This window comes from Escherichia sp. WS1451 (assembly GCF_046487365.1).
Taxonomy (GTDB): Bacteria; Pseudomonadota; Gammaproteobacteria; order Enterobacterales; family Enterobacteriaceae; genus Escherichia; species Escherichia coli.
On record NZ_JBJQJP010000011.1, the window covers coordinates 1 to 16,705 of the forward strand.

At 51.0% G+C, this 16,705-nt stretch carries 17 protein-coding genes and 1 other annotated feature; of the genes, 7 read left to right on the forward strand and 10 right to left on the reverse strand.

Annotated elements, in window-relative coordinates; genetic code table 11:
* On the forward strand, positions 1 to 85 hold an 85-nt coding region (locus ACJHX7_RS14790; RefSeq protein WP_088551278.1), incomplete at its 5' end, for an IS3 family transposase.
* A gap of 99 nt (positions 86 to 184) precedes the next feature.
* Positions 185 to 337: a type I toxin-antitoxin system toxin MokC gene (gene mokC / locus ACJHX7_RS14795; RefSeq protein ID WP_000809168.1), complete on the forward strand. Its 153-nt coding sequence runs from the start codon at positions 185 to 187 to the stop codon at positions 335 to 337.
* A 103-nt stretch (positions 338 to 440) separates the two neighbouring features.
* Here the strand turns inward: mokC and dnaJ are convergent, their stop codons facing one another.
* Complete coding sequence (gene dnaJ / locus ACJHX7_RS14800; RefSeq protein ID WP_001118464.1) at positions 441 to 1,571, reverse strand: molecular chaperone DnaJ; 1,131 nt, start codon at positions 1,569 to 1,571, stop codon at positions 441 to 443.
* A gap of 88 nt (positions 1,572 to 1,659) precedes the next feature.
* Positions 1,660 to 3,576: a molecular chaperone DnaK gene (gene dnaK / locus ACJHX7_RS14805; protein ID WP_000516135.1), complete on the reverse strand. Its 1,917-nt coding sequence runs from the start codon at positions 3,574 to 3,576 to the stop codon at positions 1,660 to 1,662.
* A gap of 375 nt (positions 3,577 to 3,951) precedes the next feature.
* Between dnaK and ACJHX7_RS14810 the strand changes: the two genes are divergently transcribed.
* From ACJHX7_RS14810 to satP, 3 genes are all read left to right on the forward strand, one after another.
* Entirely contained in the window at positions 3,952 to 4,356 is a 405-nt protein-coding gene (locus ACJHX7_RS14810; protein ID WP_094030421.1) for a DUF2541 family protein, read from the forward strand.
* A 25-nt stretch (positions 4,357 to 4,381) separates the two neighbouring features.
* On the forward strand, positions 4,382 to 5,095 hold the full coding sequence (msyB, locus tag ACJHX7_RS14815; RefSeq protein ID WP_001102367.1) for an acidic protein MsyB: 714 nt from the start codon (positions 4,382 to 4,384) through the stop codon (positions 5,093 to 5,095).
* 148 nt (positions 5,096 to 5,243) lie between these two features.
* Positions 5,244 to 5,810 (forward strand): acetate uptake transporter, encoded by a 567-nt coding sequence (satP, locus tag ACJHX7_RS14820; RefSeq protein ID WP_000528541.1) that lies wholly within the window; start codon positions 5,244 to 5,246, stop codon positions 5,808 to 5,810.
* Between the two features lie 34 nt (positions 5,811 to 5,844).
* On the opposite strand, the gene mog is transcribed toward satP, so the two are convergent.
* Positions 5,845 to 6,432 carry a molybdopterin adenylyltransferase gene (gene mog / locus ACJHX7_RS14825; protein WP_001094685.1) on the reverse strand — a complete coding sequence of 196 codons (588 nt, stop codon included), beginning with the start codon at positions 6,430 to 6,432 and terminating at the stop codon, positions 5,845 to 5,847.
* A 114-nt stretch (positions 6,433 to 6,546) separates the two neighbouring features.
* Complete coding sequence (gene tal, locus ACJHX7_RS14830) at positions 6,547 to 7,500, reverse strand: transaldolase (protein ID WP_000130187.1); 954 nt, start codon at positions 7,498 to 7,500, stop codon at positions 6,547 to 6,549.
* A 278-nt stretch (positions 7,501 to 7,778) separates the two neighbouring features.
* Here tal and ACJHX7_RS14835 point away from each other — a divergent pair, with 278 nt between their 5' ends.
* Both ACJHX7_RS14835 and yaaA read left to right on the forward strand, forming a co-directional pair.
* On the forward strand, positions 7,779 to 9,209 hold the full coding sequence (locus tag ACJHX7_RS14835; protein ID WP_094030422.1) for an alanine/glycine:cation symporter family protein: 1,431 nt from the start codon (positions 7,779 to 7,781) through the stop codon (positions 9,207 to 9,209).
* A 69-nt stretch (positions 9,210 to 9,278) separates the two neighbouring features.
* Positions 9,279 to 10,055 (forward strand): peroxide stress protein YaaA, encoded by a 777-nt coding sequence (yaaA, locus tag ACJHX7_RS14840; protein ID WP_000906193.1) that lies wholly within the window; start codon positions 9,279 to 9,281, stop codon positions 10,053 to 10,055.
* Positions 10,056 to 10,094: 39 nt separating this feature from the next.
* Here the strand turns inward: yaaA and ACJHX7_RS14845 are convergent, their stop codons facing one another.
* From ACJHX7_RS14845 to ACJHX7_RS14870, 6 genes are all read right to left on the reverse strand, one after another.
* Complete coding sequence (locus tag ACJHX7_RS14845; protein WP_000738728.1) at positions 10,095 to 10,391, reverse strand: DUF2502 domain-containing protein; 297 nt, start codon at positions 10,389 to 10,391, stop codon at positions 10,095 to 10,097.
* A 213-nt stretch (positions 10,392 to 10,604) separates the two neighbouring features.
* The gene (gene thrC / locus ACJHX7_RS14850; protein ID WP_094030423.1) at positions 10,605 to 11,891 is read right to left on the reverse strand and encodes a threonine synthase; all 1,287 of its coding nucleotides are present in this window, start codon (positions 11,889 to 11,891) and stop codon (positions 10,605 to 10,607) included.
* Complete coding sequence (thrB, locus tag ACJHX7_RS14855) at positions 11,892 to 12,824, reverse strand: homoserine kinase (RefSeq protein ID WP_000241660.1); 933 nt, start codon at positions 12,822 to 12,824, stop codon at positions 11,892 to 11,894. It abuts the gene before it with no gap.
* A gap of 1 nt (position 12,825) precedes the next feature.
* Positions 12,826 to 15,288: a bifunctional aspartate kinase/homoserine dehydrogenase I gene (gene thrA / locus ACJHX7_RS14860; RefSeq protein ID WP_001350366.1), complete on the reverse strand. Its 2,463-nt coding sequence runs from the start codon at positions 15,286 to 15,288 to the stop codon at positions 12,826 to 12,828.
* 25 nt (positions 15,289 to 15,313) lie between these two features.
* Positions 15,314 to 15,433, reverse strand: a sequence feature (Thr leader region).
* The gene (gene thrL / locus ACJHX7_RS14865; RefSeq protein WP_001386572.1) at positions 15,369 to 15,434 is read right to left on the reverse strand and encodes a thr operon leader peptide; all 66 of its coding nucleotides are present in this window, start codon (positions 15,432 to 15,434) and stop codon (positions 15,369 to 15,371) included. Its footprint overlaps the feature before it by 65 nt.
* Positions 15,435 to 15,647: 213 nt before the next feature.
* Entirely contained in the window at positions 15,648 to 16,334 is a 687-nt protein-coding gene (locus tag ACJHX7_RS14870) for a tRNA/rRNA methyltransferase (protein ID WP_001223134.1), read from the reverse strand.
* Positions 16,335 to 16,705: the final 371 nt, after the last annotated feature.

The following is a 16,705-nucleotide window of genomic DNA, read 5'->3' on the forward strand; positions in this document are numbered from 1 at the left end:
CTACAACAGCAGAAGAATTAGCCTGAAATTAAAAGGTCTGACTCCAATTGAATATCGGAATCAGACCTATATGCCTCGTGTTTAACTGTCCAACTTTCTGGGGTCAGTACAACCCGAGGCCCCCTATATGCAGAACACATGTAGAGTGCCTCTTACTGACCGTAAGGTCAAGGAGAAGAGAGCAATGAAGCAGCATAAGGCGATGATTGTCGCCCTGATCGTCATCTGTATCACCGCCGTAGTGGCGGCGCTGGTAACGAGAAAAGACCTCTGTGAGGTTCACATCCGAACTGGCCAGACGGAGGTTGCTGTTTTCACGGCTTACGAATCCGAGTAAGAGCAACGGCGGGGAGTGATCCCCGCCACTTTACAGGTGCTCGCATATCTTCAACGCACCCTATTTTTACCCTGGCCTGCCCACGGGCAGGCTTTTGGGGAGGTTAGCGAGTCAGGTCGTCAAAAAACTTCTTCACACCATCAAAGAAGCTCTTTGAACGCGGGCTGTTGTGCTCGCCGGTTGGGCCACCGAAGCTTTCCTGCAGCTCTTGCAGCAGCTGTTTCTGCTTCTCGTTCAGACCTACCGGTGTTTCGACGACAACGCGGCACAGCAAGTCCCCTTGCGCACCGCCGCGAACAGACTTGACGCCTTTACCACGCATACGGAACAGCTTACCGGTCTGGGTTTCGCCAGGCACTTTCAGTTTGACGCGACCATCAAGGGTCGGTACTTCGATTTCGCCACCCAGCGCTGCCATCGCGAAGTTGATCGGGACTTCGCAATACAGGTTGTTACCTTCACGCTCGAAAATCGGGTGCTGTTTAACCTGAACCTGAACGTACAGATCGCCTGCCGGTGCGCCATGCTCGCCCGCTTCACCTTCGCCCGCAAGACGGATGCGGTCTCCAGTGTCCACCCCTGCCGGGATTTTAACGGACAGCGTTTTGCTGCGCTCAACACGACCATGACCATGACATTTGTTGCACGGATCTTTGATCAGCGTACCGCGGCCCTGACAGTGTGGACAGGTCTGCTGCACGGCAAAGAAACCCTGGCGCATCTGCACCTGACCAGAACCATGACAGGTCGGACAGGTCTGCGGCTGTGTACCTGGTTTTGCACCGCTACCGTGGCAAACGTCACACTCTTCCAGAGTCGGAATGCGGATCTCTTTGGTCACGCCACGTACAGCTTCTTCGAGGGTGAGCTCCATGTTATAGCGTAAATCAGCACCGCGCGCCGCACGTTGACGACCACGTCCGCCGCCAAAAATATCGCCGAAAACGTCACCAAAAATATCGCTGAAGTCTGCGCCGCCGCCAAAACCGCCGCCGCCCATGCCGCCTTGCTCAAACGCAGCATGACCATACTGATCGTATGCCGCACGTTTTTGCGAGTCGGTCAGAACTTCATAAGCTTCCTTGATCTCTTTAAATTTCGCCTCGGCCTCTTTGTCACCCTGGTTACGGTCCGGGTGGTATTTCATGGCCAGGCGTTTGTAGGCCTTTTTGATTTCACGCTCTTCCGCTGTTTTGGAAACGCCTAAAATCTCGTAATAATCTTGCTTAGCCATCTTTTTTAAATTGCCCCTAGATGAATGCACGGGCGGAGAGGAAATTCCCCTTCGCCCGTGTCAGTATAATTACCCGTTTATAGGGCGATTATTTTTTGTCTTTGACTTCTTCAAATTCAGCGTCGACAACATCGTCATCTTTCGCGTTGTTTGCAGAAGCATCAGCACCGGCAGTCTGCTGCTGGGCATGTTGCTGCTGGGCGATTTCCATCAGTTTCTGGGAAACCTGTGCCAGTTCCTGCATTTTCGCTTCGATAGCGGCTTTGTCTTCACCTTTCAGAGCAGTTTCCAGTGCAGTCAGTGCAGACTCGATAGCAGTTTTGTCGTCAGCCGGCAGTTTGTCGCCCGCTTCTTCAACCTGCTTACGGGTGCTGTGCAGCAGATGGTCGCCCTGGTTGCGAGTCTGTACCAGCTCTTCAAACTTACGGTCAGCTTCGGCGTTAGCTTCTGCGTCGCGTACCATTTTCTGGATTTCATCTTCGTTCAGACCAGAAGAAGCCTTGATGGTGATCTTCTGCTCTTTACCGCTGTTTTTATCTTTCGCGGAAACGTGCAGGATACCGTCAGCATCGATATCGAAGGTAACTTCGATCTGCGGCATGCCGCGCGGTGCCGGGTTGATACCATCCAGGTTGAACTGACCCAGAGATTTGTTATCAGCCGCACGTTTACGTTCACCCTGCAGCACATGGATGGTTACCGCAGACTGGTTGTCTTCAGCGGTAGAGAACACCTGGCTGTGCTTGGTCGGGATAGTGGTATTTTTCGCGATCAGCGTCGTCATCACACCGCCCATGGTTTCGATACCCAGAGACAGCGGGGTAACGTCCAGCAGCAGTACGTCTTTCACGTCACCAGTCAGAACACCACCCTGAACAGCAGCACCGATTGCTACAGCTTCGTCCGGGTTAACGTCTTTACGCGGCTCTTTACCAAAGAATTCAGCAACTTTCTTCTGAACCATTGGCATACGAGTCTGACCACCAACGAGGATAACGTCGTCGATATCAGATACGGACAGGCCAGCGTCCTGCAGTGCAACTTTCAGCGGCTCAATGGAACGGTTTACCAGATCTTCAACCAGGCTTTCCAGTTTCGCACGAGTCACTTTGATGTTCATGTGTTTCGGACCGGTCGCGTCTGCAGTGATGTACGGCAGGTTAACGTCGGTCTGCTGAGCGGAAGACAGTTCGATTTTCGCTTTTTCTGCCGCTTCTTTCAGGCGCTGCATTGCCAGCGGATCGTTGCGCAGGTCAATGCCCTGATCTTTCTTGAATTCTTCAACCAGGTAGTTGATCAGACGGCTGTCGAAGTCTTCACCACCCAGGTGAGTATCACCGTTGGTTGCCAGAACTTCGAAGGTTTTTTCGCCGTCAACTTCGTCGATTTCGATAATAGAAATATCGAAAGTACCACCACCCAGGTCATAAACCGCGATAGTACGGTTGCCAGTACCTTTGTCCAGACCGTAAGCCAGCGCAGCTGCGGTCGGTTCGTTGATGATACGTTTTACTTCCAGACCAGCGATACGGCCTGCGTCTTTGGTTGCCTGACGCTGAGCATCGTTAAAGTATGCCGGTACGGTGATAACAGCTTCAGTTACCGGTTCACCCAGGTAATCTTCAGCGGTTTTCTTCATTTTTTTCAGCACTTCAGCAGAGATCTGCGGCGGTGCCATTTTCTGGCCTTTAACTTCGACCCATGCGTCGCCGTTATCAGCAGCAATAATTTTGAACGGCATGATGGAAACATCACGCTGTACTTCTTCGTCCTGGAAGCGGCGGCCAATCAGGCGTTTAATCGCAAACAGGGTGTTTTGCGGGTTCGTCACTGCCTGACGTTTAGCCGGCTGACCAACCAGAGTTTCACCATCCTGGGTATAGGCAATGATAGAAGGCGTGGTGCGATCGCCTTCGGCGTTCTCCAGTACACGAGGAGTGGTGCCATCCATAATCGCTACACAAGAGTTGGTAGTACCCAGGTCGATACCAATTATTTTACCCATCTAAACGTCTCCACTATATATTCGGTCATCATGTGGTTGTGAGTCTGTAATAGGGGCGAAACGTCTGGTTTCAACTGCCCAATTTCATTTTTTTGCAGACTCACTCACTGCGGTTGACTACTAAATGGGGTCGTAACCCACGTCATCAAGGGGGAGATGCAAAAATTTTTTGTGCTTTTGCGCAGAAATTTCGCGATATGCCAGAACAAGACACGAAACTGACAGCAATTTTATTCATATAGAGAATGAATGACAGCCAAGACATTCATAGAAAAATTGTAATAAAAAGAAAATATTACGTACCTGAATCTTCTCTTTATCAGCAGTAAACTAGTGGGTATTCATCCCCTACCTCTCCCCACTAAGAGAATCCTTATGAAATCCGTTTTTACGCTTTCCGCCAGCCTGGCGATTAGCCTGCTGCTGTGCTGCACAGCGCAGGCAAACAACCATAAAATCCTCGGCGTCATTGCGATGCCGCGTAACGAAACCAACGATCTGGCGCTGAAACTTCCTGTTTGTCGCATTGTTAAACGCATTCAACTCACTGCCGACCATGGCGATTTACAGTTAAGTGGTGCATCGGTTTATTTCAAAGCCTCCCGTAGCGCCAGTCAGAGCCTGAATATTCCTTCAGAAATAAAAGAAGGGCAAACCACTGACTGGATCAACATTAACAGCGATAACGACAATAAACGCTGCGTCTCAAAAATCGCCTTTTCTGGTCATACGGTGAACTCATCGGATATGGCCACGCTGAAAATTATCGGCGACGACTAACGCCAGAATATAGAAGCCACAAAAAATGAATGTTAATTACCTGAATGATTCAGATCTGGATTTTCTCCAGCATTGTAGTGAGGAACAATTGGCAAATTTCGCCCGGCTGCTCACTCATAATGAAAAAGGCAAAACTCGCCTCTCCAGCGTACTGATGCGCAACGAACTGTTTAAATCGATGGAAGGACATCCCGAGCAACATCGCCGCAACTGGCAGCTGATTGCCGGAGAATTACAGCATTTTGGTGGCGATAGTATCGCCAACAAACTGCGTGGACACGGTAAATTGTATCGGGCCATTTTGCTCGATGTTTCAAAACGATTGAAGCTGAAAGCCGACAAAGAGATGTCTACGTTTGAAATTGAGCAACAGTTACTGGAACAATTTCTGCGTAATACCTGGAAGAAAATGGACGAGGAACATAAGCAGGAGTTTCTGCACGCGGTCGATGCCAGGGTGAATGAGCTGGAAGAGCTGCTGCCGCTGCTGATGAAAGACAAATTATTGGCAAAAGGCGTGTCGCATTTGCTTTCCAGCCAATTGACCCGCATTTTACGCACCCACGCAGCAATGAGCGTACTTGGGCATGGTTTGCTTCGCGGCGCGGGGCTGGGAGGCCCTGTAGGCGCGGCACTAAATGGGGTTAAAGCGGTCAGCGGCAGTGCCTATCGCGTGACGATTCCAGCCGTACTGCAAATCGCCTGCCTGCGCCGGATGGTTAGTGCCACTCAGGTCTGATACCGGAAACCGGGGAAAATTTTCATTTTCCCTTCAAAAGATCGTAGACACTGCCCCACTGGCTGATTATTATGCCGCGCCCTGAAAACACTACAGTTATTCAGGGAAATTATTTCACCATTCATTCGATGATGATTTTTGAGGAATTATGGGCAACACTAAGTTGGCTAATCCGGCACCGCTGGGCCTGATGGGCTTCGGCATGACCACCATTCTGCTTAACCTGCACAACGTGGGTTATTTCGCTCTTGACGGTATTATTCTTGCAATGGGCATTTTCTACGGCGGCATCGCGCAAATTTTTGCTGGTCTGCTGGAGTACAAAAAAGGCAACACTTTCGGTTTAACCGCATTCACCTCTTACGGTTCTTTCTGGCTGACGCTGGTTGCGATTCTGCTGATGCCGAAACTGGGTCTGACCGATGCGCCAAATGCACAGTTCCTTGGTGTCTACCTGGGTCTGTGGGGCGTATTTACGCTGTTTATGTTCTTCGGCACGCTGAAAGGCGCACGCGTTCTGCAATTCGTTTTCTTTAGCCTGACCGTGCTGTTTGCCCTGCTGGCGATCGGTAACATTGTCGGTAATGCCGCGATCATCCACTTTGCCGGCTGGATTGGTCTGATCTGCGGTGCCAGCGCAATCTATCTGGCGATGGGTGAAGTACTGAACGAGCAGTTTGGTCGCACCGTTCTGCCGATTGGTGAATCGCACTAATTGTTTTGAGATCCCCCCGCTCGGGGGGATTTTTTTATTCGCTAACTTCGCGTCTTGCACTCTTCGGTCTGAATGCAGCAACCACTTCCGGTGCCGTTTCAACGTATGGCCCTTCCAGCAACTGAATGCAGTACGGTACGCTGGCAAAAATACCGTGCACCACAACGTTACCCTCAGCGTCCTTTACACCTTCCAGCGTCTCTTTAATCGACTTCGGCTGACCGGGTAAGTTAAGGATCAGCGCCTGTTTGCGAATCACACCCACCTGACGCGAAAGGATCGCAGTTGGTACAAAATGCAGGCTGATCTGGCGCATCTGTTCACCAAAGCCTGGCATCTCGCGGTCCGCTACTGCCAGCGTCGCATCGGGCGTTACGTCACGACGCGCCGGGCCAGTTCCGCCCGTGGTGAGCACCAGATGGCAACTCATTTCATCCACCAGCTCACACAACGTTTGCTCGATGATCGCCTGCTCATCGGGGATTAAGCGGGTTTCCAGTTCAAACGGCGTGGTTAGCGCCGATGTCAGCCATTCTTCCAGCGCAGGGATGCCTTTATCCTGATAAACGCCGCTGGATGCGCGATCAGAGATGGAAACTAAGCCAATACGTAAAGTATTCATCAAGATTTTTCCGTTTAAACAGTCTCGTTAAACAGAATGATACACTGCGAAGGGAGTGACAGACAGGCTTCAGAAGAGGTAGCGTGACCGACTTCCCGGTCACGCTAAGAATGATTACAGCAGATCGCCGATCATTTTTTCCAGTTTTTCCTGGTCAACAGCAAACTTACGGATACCTTCCGCCAGTTTATCTACTGCCATTGGATCCTGGTTGTGCTGCCACAGGAACTCGGACTCAGTGATACGCGCCGGACGCGCTTTCACTTCGCCGGTGTAAGACAGTTTACGTTCGATAGCCCCTTCGCTCTCCGCCAGCTCTTTCAGCAGTGCCGGTGCGATGGTCAGACGGTCGCAGCCTGCCAGTTCCAGAATTTCGCCGATGTTACGGAAGCTTGCGCCCATAACCACGGTTTCATAACCGTGCTCTTTGTAGTACTGGTAGATTTCAGATACAGAAACCACGCCCGGATCTTCTGCCGGAGCGTACTCTTTCTTATCGGTATTCGCTTTGTACCAGTCAAGAATACGGCCAACAAACGGCGAGATCAGGAACACGCCCGCTTCCGCACAAGCACGAGCCTGAGCGAAGGAGAACAGCAGGGTCAGGTTACAGTTAATACCTTCTTTTTCCAGCTGTTCTGCAGCACGGATACCCTGCCAGGTAGAAGCCAGTTTGATCAGAATACGATCGTTGCTAATCCCTGCATCGTTGTAGAGTTTGATCAGGCGTTTTGCTTTCGCAATTGACGCTTCGGTGTCATAGGAAAGACGCGCATCAACTTCAGTTGAGATACGGCCCGGAACCAGTTTCAGGATTTCCAGACCAATATTTACTGCCAGTTTGTCGGTCGCGTCCACGATCTGCTGCGCGCGATCGTTGCTCTGCTGTTTCGCCCAGGCGACAGCATCATCAATCAACTTACGATATTCCGGAATCTGCGCTGCGTTAAGAATGAGAGAAGGGTTGGTTGTGGCATCCTGCGGTTGATACAGCTTCATTGCCGCGATGTCCCCAGTGTCGGCCACTACGGTGGTGTACTGACGAAGGGAGGTCAATTTGTCCGTCATGATAGTATTTCTCTTTAAACAGCTTGTTAGGGGGATGTAACCGGTCTGCCCTGATGATATCACGACGCAACGTCAGCGCAACCGCCGACAAGACGGTTATCGCCAGGCGAGACTGTTTCGGATTTCTGACACTGCGTTGATATCGCCCGCCATTTTTATACAAAACCTCATGTATGCTACGCAGAAGTTATCAAGTACCTCGTAGCGTATATACTTCTTAAACAATTGGTAACGTTTACACAGGAAAGTCATCGCGACCGGCAATAAGAGGGATATGCATGCCAGATTTTTTCTCCTTTATTAACAGCGTCCTTTGGGGATCGGTAATGATTTACCTGCTCTTCGGCGCAGGTTGTTGGTTCACTTTTCGCACCGGATTTGTGCAGTTTCGCTACATCCGCCAGTTTGGCAAAAGTCTTAAAAATAGCATTCATCCACAGCCAGGCGGTTTAACCTCATTTCAGTCATTGTGTACCAGTCTTGCGGCGCGCGTGGGTAGCGGCAACCTGGCTGGCGTTGCGCTGGCTATTACCGCCGGTGGACCAGGTGCCGTCTTCTGGATGTGGGTTGCCGCGTTTATCGGCATGGCGACCTCGTTTGCCGAATGTTCCCTTGCACAACTTTATAAAGAACGTGACGTTAATGGGCAGTTTCGTGGCGGACCGGCATGGTATATGGCGCGCGGGCTGGGGATGCGCTGGATGGGCGTTCTGTTCGCCGTCTTTTTGCTCATCGCCTACGGCATAATTTTCAGCGGAGTTCAGGCGAACGCCGTTGCCCGCGCCCTAAGTTTTTCTTTTGATTTTCCTCCGCTGGTGACAGGCATTATTCTCGCTGTCTTTGCTCTGCTGGCAATCACTCGCGGTCTTCATGGCGTCGCCCAGCTCATGCAGGGGTTTGTCCCGTTGATGGCGATAATCTGGGTACTGACCAGCCTGGTGATTTGCGTAATAAATATCGGGCAACTTCCCCACGTCATTTGGTCTATTTTTGAGAGTGCTTTTGGCTGGCAGGAAGCGGCAGGCGGCGCGGCGGGATATACCTTAAGCCAGGCGATTACTAACGGTTTTCAGCGCAGTATGTTTTCCAATGAGGCGGGAATGGGGTCGACGCCAAACGCGGCAGCGGCAGCTGCGTCCTGGCCTCCGCATCCCGCAGCGCAAGGGATTGTCCAGATGATTGGCATTTTTATCGACACCCTGGTCATCTGTACGGCAAGCGCCATGCTGATATTACTGGCGGGTAACGGCACAACCTACATGCCGCTGGAAGGTATTCAGCTTATCCAGAAGGCGATGCGGGTGCTAATGGGTTCCTGGGGTGCTGAGTTTGTTACCCTCGTGGTTATTCTGTTTGCCTTCAGCTCCATCGTTGCCAACTACATTTATGCCGAAAACAATCTCTTCTTCTTACGCCTGAACAACCCTAAAGCGATCTGGTGTCTGCGAATCTGCACCTTCGCAACGGTCATCGGCGGCACCTTGCTAAGTCTTCCGCTGATGTGGCAACTGGCAGATATCATAATGGCCTGCATGGCTATTACCAATTTGACCGCCATATTACTGCTCTCGCCTGTGGTTCATACCATTGCCAGTGATTATCTACGCCAGCGTAAACTCGGCGTGCGCCCGGTGTTTGATCCGTTGCGTTATCCGGAGATCGGTCGCCAGCTTTCTCCAGACGCGTGGGATGACGTTTCGCAGGAGTAATCACAACTATCGATCAACTCATTCTCTTTTTTTGCTAAAGTCGGCATAAATTTCCTGCAAGGACTGGATATGCTGATTCTTATTTCACCTGCGAAAACGCTTGATTACCAAAGCCCGTTGACCACCACGCGCTATACGCTGCCGGAGCTGTTAGACAACTCCCAGCAGCTGATCCATGAAGCGCGGAAACTGACGCCCCCGCAGATTAGCTCCCTGATGCGCATCAGCGACAAACTGGCGGGTATCAACGCCGCTCGCTTTCATGACTGGCAGCCAGATTTCACGCCGGAGAATGCCCGCCAGGCGATTCTGGCATTTAAAGGTGATGTCTACACCGGCTTACAGGCCGAAACCTTCAGCGAAGACGATTTCGATTTTGCCCAACAGCATTTGCGAATGCTTTCCGGCTTGTATGGCGTACTGCGCCCGCTCGATTTAATGCAGCCTTATCGTCTGGAAATGGGGATACGTCTTGAGAATGCCCGAGGGAAAGATCTGTATCAATTCTGGGGAGATATCATCACCAACAAGCTGAACGAGGCGCTCGCAGCACAAGGCGATAATGTGGTGATTAATCTGGCGTCAGATGAGTATTTTAAATCGGTGAAGCCGAAGAAATTGAATGCCGAGATTATCAAGCCAGTGTTCCTCGATGAGAAGAACGGCAAATTTAAGATAATCAGCTTCTACGCTAAGAAAGCACGCGGTCTGATGAGTCGTTTCATTATTGAAAATCGGCTGACCAAACCAGAGCAACTGACTGGTTTTAATAGCGAAGGTTACTTCTTTGATGAAGCTTCCTCCAGCAACGGCGAACTGGTGTTTAAACGCTACGAGCAGCGTTAAGTTTGTAGTCAATGCCGGATGGCAATCCGGCATTGATATTTAGCGATGATGTTTGTCAGGCCCCGGACGATGATCGCCACGATGATCATTGTGCTTGTTATGGCGCGGCGATGGCGGCGGTCCGTGTGGGTGCCAGCGATTGCCTCGCCATTCATAATGTTGTTTCCACCAGCCGTGGTCGCGCCAGTGACCGCCATCCCAGTAATAGCCACGATTATCACGATCGCCTATCTGTAATTTTACTGACGGGACTAACGTAATTTCCGCAGCCTGTGCTGCCATGGGAGCGACCAGAACCAGGGAAAGTGCGAGTACGATAGATTGCATCTTTTTCACAGGTTACTCCTTTTATCATTGCCCGTTATGGGTCGATATCCGGAGATTACGCGATGAGAACGGCGGTTGTTATTCTCCGCAATCCTAATCTCTAAGTTACCGCATTTATTGAGAATTCCTCCTTTTTTCCTGTCGTTTTTCTCCATATTATCTTCATAAAAAAGCCGGGCTGTATAAAAGCAAACCCGGCCTGATTGAGATAATGAATAGATGTTACTGATGATTCATCATCAATTTACGCAACGCAGCAAAATCGGCGGGCAGATTATGCGAAAGCAAGGGTAAATCAGCACGTTCTGCCAGCTCTTTTGGCAGATCCAATGTTTCACCGAGAATCGCTTCCACGCTCTCTTTAAATTTCGCCGGATGCGCGGTGCCGAGGAACAAGCCATATTCGCCTGGATGCAACTGGTCACGCAGCGCACGATAAGCTACGGCAGCGTGCGGCTCCGAGGTATAGCCCAGTTCTTTTAACTCACGCATTGTCTGTTGCGTGGTTTCATCATCCACGGCTGCATACCCCAGCTCTTTCAGTTGCCAGATTTTGCGGCGGAACAACTCTTCCACACGCGGCCAGTTGTTTGGCTGGCTAACATCCATCGCATTGGATAACGTCGCCTGAGTCGCTTTGGGTGACCACTGACCGTCGTGCAGGAAACGTGGCACGGTATCGTTCACGTTGGTCGCAGCAATAAAACGTTTTACCGGCAGACCGAGTGACTTCGCCAGCAGACCCGCCGTCAAATCGCCGAAGTTTCCGCTTGGCACCGAGACAACCAGCTGGTTGCGCGCTTCCTGCGGCAGCTGCGCAACAGCTTCAAAGTAGTAGCAAATCTGCGCCAGCAAACGGCTGATGTTAATGGAGTTAGCAGAGTTTAGCCCCAGCGCTACTTTCAGTTCTTCATCATCAAACGCCTGCTTCACCAGCGCCTGGCAGGCATCGAAATCGCCGTCGATGGCAACAGTTTCAATATTGCCGCCCAATGTACAGAACAGTTTTTCTTGCAGTGGACTGATTTTGCTTCGTGGATAGAGGATAACCACTTTCACATTCGGCAAACCGTAGAAAGCATGAGCCACTGCCGCTCCGGTATCACCGGAGGTCGCGGTCAGAATGGTCACTGGCTTATCGCCCGCAATATGGGTCAGCATTTGTGCCATAAAGCGACCACCGAAATCTTTAAATGCAAGCGTTGGCCCGTGAAACAACTCCAGACAACCGACATCGCTTTCAACATTGGCGACCGGAGCCGGGAAGGCAAACGCCGCGCGTACGCGCTCTTCCAGGATTTCCTGCGGGATTTCATCACCAATAAACGCCGAGAGGATCTTCGCACTGCGGGTGACAAAATCCAGCTTCAGCATCTCATCAATTTCAGTCAGGCTGAATTCCGGCAGGTCGTGCGGGAAAAACAGCCCCTGATTTTTGCCCAACCCCTGGGTTACGGCTTGCGCAAAGCTGACCTGCTCATTGTGATCTTTCAGATTGTAGAGTTTCATTTAGTTTTCCAGTACTCGTGCGCCCGCCGTATCCAGCCGGCAAATATGAACAAAACCTTCCTGATTTTGCAGGTAGTTCTTACCCAACCAGTCGGCAACGCGCTGGGCGGTATCCGGCTTGTCACACAGAGCGAACAAAGTCGGGCCGGAGCCGGAGATACCGCTCGCTACCGCGCCGATTTCCGCGACCGCCTGCCGCGCCTGCCGGAAGCCTGGCAGTAACCGTTCACGGTAGGGTTCAGCGATAACATCTTTCATCAGCTTCGCGGCAAGCTCAGGCTGACGGGAATAGCAGGCGTGAATAAAGCCTGCCAGATGTCGCCCGTGCGCAATGCAATCCTGGCGGCGATACTGCGCCGGTAAAATAGCCCTGGCTTCTGCCGTCGAGACTTTAATCCCCGGATACGCCAGCACCCACAGCCACTCATCAAACCCTGGCACTTGCTGGCTGATGATGTCGTTTTCTTCGATCATCAACTGCATACCACCGAGAAAACACGGTGCCACGTTGTCGTAATGAATGCTGCCGGAGATACGGCCTTCCAGCTCGCCCATCAAAGCCAGCAAACGAGTGTCATTAAGCGGCTTGCCGCAGTGTTCATTCATCGCCATCAGCGCCGCGACCACCGAACAGGCACTGGAGCCTAAGCCCGAACCGATCGGCATATTCTTTTCCAGGGTCATCGCCACTGGAATTTGCTTACCCAGTTCCTGGCAAAAACGCTCCCAGCACTGATAAACGATATTTTCCCGTGGTTCTGACGGCAGCTTATCGGCAAAGCGTCCGAGGTTGTTGAGACTGAATGTCTCTGCCGCCTCAACCGTGACTACATCTCCGAGCAATGCACCATCAACAGGTGTCACCGCCGCCCCGAGCACATCAAACCCGACGCTCATATTGGCACTGGAAGCCGGGGCATAAACTTTAACCATGTCAGACTCCTAACTTCCATGAGAGGGTACGTAGCAGATCGGCAAAGACACCGGCAGCTGTAACGTCATTGCCCGCACCATATCCGCGCAGTACCAACGGCAGCGGCTGATAATAGTGGCTATAGAAGGCCAGGGCGTTTTCGCCATTTTTCACTTTGAACAGCGGATCATTACCATCCACTTCGGCAATCTTCACGCGGCAGACGCCATCTTCATCAATATTGCCAACATAGCGCAAAACTTTTCCTTCATCACGGGCCTTCGCCACGCGCGCGGCAAAGAGATCGTCGAGCTGTGACAGATTCGCCATAAAAGCGGCAACATCACCCTCGGCGTTAAACTCTGCGGGCAGCACAGGTTCAATTTCAATATCCGCCAGCTCCAGTTCACGTCCCGTTTCACGAGCGAGAATCAATAGTTTACGCGCCACATCCATACCAGAAAGATCATCTCGCGGATCCGGTTCGGTATAACCCATTTCCCGCGCCAGCGTGGTCGCCTCGGAGAAACTCATGCCTTCGTCTAACTTGCCGAAGATATAAGAAAGCGAACCTGAAAGAATGCCGGAGAACTTCACCAATTCATCACCTGCATTTAACAGATTTTGCAGGTTCTCAATAACCGGTAATCCAGCCCCAACGTTGGTGTCATAGAGGAATTTACGCCGCGATTTTTCCGCCGCATGACGCAACAGATGGTAGTAATCCATCGACGAGGTGTTAGCCTTTTTGTTCGGCGTGACGACGTGGAAACCTTCGCGCAGGAAGTCGGCATACTGATCCGCCACTGCCTGGCTGGAAGTGCAGTCAACAATGACCGGGTTCAGCAGATGATATTCTTTCACGAGGCGAATTAAGCGCCCGAGATTAAACGGCTCTTTGGCTTGCGCCAGTTCTTCCTGCCAGTTTTCCAGATTAAGGCCATGTACATTGGTGAGCAGTGCCTTCGAGTTGGCAACACCGCAGACACGTAAGTCGATATGTTTATTCTTCAACCAGCTTTGCTGACGCTTCAGTTGCTCCAGCAGCGCACCGCCAACGCCACCGACGCCAATCACAAACACTTCGATAACCTGATCGGTATTGAACAGCATCTGATGAGTAACGCGCACGCCAGTGGTCGCATCATCGTTATTTACCACGACAGAGATTGAGCGTTCAGAAGATCCCTGAGCAATGGCGACAATGTTGATATTGGCGCGGGCCAGCGCGGCAAAGAATTTCGCCGAGATCCCACGCAAGGTGCGCATACCATCACCTACCACCGAGATAATGGCCAGCCGTTCCGTCACCGCCAGCGGCTCCAGTAAGCCTTCTTTCAGTTCCAGGTAGAACTCTTCCTGCATTGCCCGTTCAGCTCGCACACAGTCGCTTTGCGGAACGCAGAAACTGATACTGTATTCGGAAGATGATTGCGTAATCAGCACCACGGAAATACGGGCGCGTGACATCGCTGCAAAGACGCGCGCCGCCATGCCGACCATCCCTTTCATCCCCGGACCAGAAACGCTGAACATTGCCATGTTATTCAGATTGGAAATGCCCTTGACCGGTAATTCGTCTTCATCACGGCTGGCACCAATGAGCGTACCTGGTGCTTGAGGATTTCCGGTATTTTTAATCAGGCAAGGGATCTGGAACTGGGCGATAGGGGTAATTGTGCGGGGGTGAAGAACTTTAGCGCCGAAGTAGGAAAGCTCCATCGCTTCCTGGTAGGACATCGACTTCAACAACCTCGCATCGGGCACCTGACGCGGGTCGCAGGTATAGACCCCGTCAACGTCCGTCCAAATCTCGCAACAATCGGCGCGTAAACAGGCAGCCAGCACCGCAGCAGAGTAGTCGGAACCGTTACGTCCAAGCACCACTAGTTCGCCTTTTTCATTACCGGCGGTGAAACCTGCCATCAACACCATGTGATCAGCCGGAATGCGGCTTGCCGCAATACGGCGGGTGGACTCAGCAATATCGACGGTAGATTCGAGGTAATGCCCCACAGCCAGCAGTTTTTCGACCGGATCGATAACGGTAACGTTGTGACCACGCGCTTCTAACACGCCGGCCATAATGGCGATCGACATTTTCTCGCCACGGCAAATCAGCGCAGCGTTGATGCTATCCGGGCACTGCCCCAACAAACTAATGCCATGCAGGACATGTTTTATTTGGGCAAATTCCTGGTCGACGAAAGTTTTCAGTTGCGCCAGCGGGAATCCCGGTTGGGCAGCGGCGAGTCCCGTCAGAAGTTCGGCAAAAATACGTTCGGCATCGCTGATATTGGGTAAAGCATCCTGGCCGCTAATGGTTTTTTCAATCATCGCCACCAGGTGGTTGGTGATTTTGGCGGGGGCAGAGAGGACGGTGGCCACCTGCCCCTGCCTGGCATTGCTTTCCAGAATATCGGCAACACGCAGAAAACGTTCTGCATTTGCCACTGATGTACCGCCGAACTTCAACACTCGCATGGTTGTTACCTCGTTACCTTTGGTCGAAAAAAAAGCCCGCACTGTCAGGTGCGGGCTTTTTTCTGTGTTTCCTGTACGCGTCAGCCCGCACCGTTACCTGTGGTAATGGTGATGGTGGTGGTAATGGTGGTGCTAATGCGTTTCATGGATGTTGTGTACTCTGTAATTTTTATCTGTCTGTGCGCTATGCCTATATTGGTTAAAGTATTTAGTGACCTAAGTCAATAAAATTTTAATTTACTCACGGCAGGTAACCAGTTCAGAAGCTGCTATCAGACACTCTTTTTTTAATCCACACAGAGACATATTGCCCGTTGCAGTCAGAATGAAAAGCTGAAAAATACTTACTAAGGCGTTTTTTATTTGGTGATATTTTTTTCAATATCATGCAGCAAACGGTGCAACATTGCCGTGTCTCGGTGCTCTAAAAGCCCCAGGCGTTGTTGTAACCAGTCGACCAGTTTTATGTCATCTGCCACTGCCAGAGTCGTCAGCAATGCCATGGCTCGTTCGCGTAAAGCTTGCAGTTGATGTTGGTCTGCCGTTGTGTCACTTTTCGCCGGTTGTTGTATTAATGTTGCTAATTGATAGCAATAGACCATCACCGCCTGCCCAAGATTGAGCGAAGGATAATCTGCCACCATCGGCACACCAGTAAGAACGTCAGCCAACGCTAACTCTTCGTTAGTCAACCCGGAATCTTCGCGACCAAACACCAGCGCGGCATGGCTCATCCATGAAGATTTTTCCTCTAACAGCGGCACCAGTTCAACTGGCGTGGCGTAGTAATGATATTTCGCCCGACTGCGCGCAGTGGTGGCGACAGTGAAATCGACATCGTGTAACGATTCAGCCAGTGTCGGGAAAACTTTAATATTATCAATAACATCACCAGATCCATGTGCGACCCAGCGGGTGGCTGGCTCCAGGTGTGCCTGACTATCGACAATCCGCAGATCGCTAAACCCCATCGTTTTCATTGCCCGCGCCGCTGCCCCAATATTTTCTGCTCTGGCGGGTGCGACCAGAATAATCGTTATACGCATATTGCCACTCTTCTTGATCAAATAACCGCGAACCGGGTGATCACTGTCAACTTATTACGCGGTGCGAATTTACAAATCCTTAACGTAAGTCGCAGAAAAAGCCCTTTACTTAGCTTAAAAAAGGCTAAACTATTTCCTGACTGTACTAACGGTTGAATTGTTAAAAAATGCTACATATCCTTCTGTTTACTTAGGATAATTTTATAAAAAATAAATCTCGACAATTGGATTCACCACGTTTATTAGTTGTATGATGCAACTAGTTGGATTATTAAAATAATGTGACGAAAGCTAGCATTTAGATACGATGATTTCATCAAACTGTTAACGTGCTACAATTGAACTTGATATATGTCAACGAAGCGTAGTTT

Excerpts from the sequence above, each read along its gene's own strand:
- yaaA (WP_000906193.1), top strand. The coding sequence starts at position 9,279 with ATGCTGATTCTTATTTCACCTGCGAAAACGCTTGATTACCAAAGCCCG.
- thrC (WP_094030423.1), bottom strand. The coding sequence starts at position 11,891 with ATGAAACTCTACAATCTGAAAGATCACAATGAGCAGGTCAGCTTTGCG.
- tal (WP_000130187.1), bottom strand. The coding sequence starts at position 7,500 with ATGACGGACAAATTGACCTCCCTTCGTCAGTACACCACCGTAGTGGCC.
- dnaJ (WP_001118464.1), bottom strand. The coding sequence starts at position 1,571 with ATGGCTAAGCAAGATTATTACGAGATTTTAGGCGTTTCCAAAACAGCG.
- mog (WP_001094685.1), bottom strand. The coding sequence starts at position 6,432 with ATGAATACTTTACGTATTGGCTTAGTTTCCATCTCTGATCGCGCATCC.
- ACJHX7_RS14870 (WP_001223134.1), bottom strand. The coding sequence starts at position 16,334 with ATGCGTATAACGATTATTCTGGTCGCACCCGCCAGAGCAGAAAATATT.
- msyB (WP_001102367.1), top strand. The coding sequence starts at position 4,382 with ATGAATGTTAATTACCTGAATGATTCAGATCTGGATTTTCTCCAGCAT.
- ACJHX7_RS14810 (WP_094030421.1), top strand. The coding sequence starts at position 3,952 with ATGAAATCCGTTTTTACGCTTTCCGCCAGCCTGGCGATTAGCCTGCTG.
- mokC (WP_000809168.1), top strand. The coding sequence starts at position 185 with ATGAAGCAGCATAAGGCGATGATTGTCGCCCTGATCGTCATCTGTATC.
- thrB (WP_000241660.1), bottom strand. The coding sequence starts at position 12,824 with ATGGTTAAAGTTTATGCCCCGGCTTCCAGTGCCAATATGAGCGTCGGG.
- satP (WP_000528541.1), top strand. The coding sequence starts at position 5,244 with ATGGGCAACACTAAGTTGGCTAATCCGGCACCGCTGGGCCTGATGGGC.
- thrA (WP_001350366.1), bottom strand. The coding sequence starts at position 15,288 with ATGCGAGTGTTGAAGTTCGGCGGTACATCAGTGGCAAATGCAGAACGT.
- ACJHX7_RS14835 (WP_094030422.1), top strand. The coding sequence starts at position 7,779 with ATGCCAGATTTTTTCTCCTTTATTAACAGCGTCCTTTGGGGATCGGTA.
- dnaK (WP_000516135.1), bottom strand. The coding sequence starts at position 3,576 with ATGGGTAAAATAATTGGTATCGACCTGGGTACTACCAACTCTTGTGTA.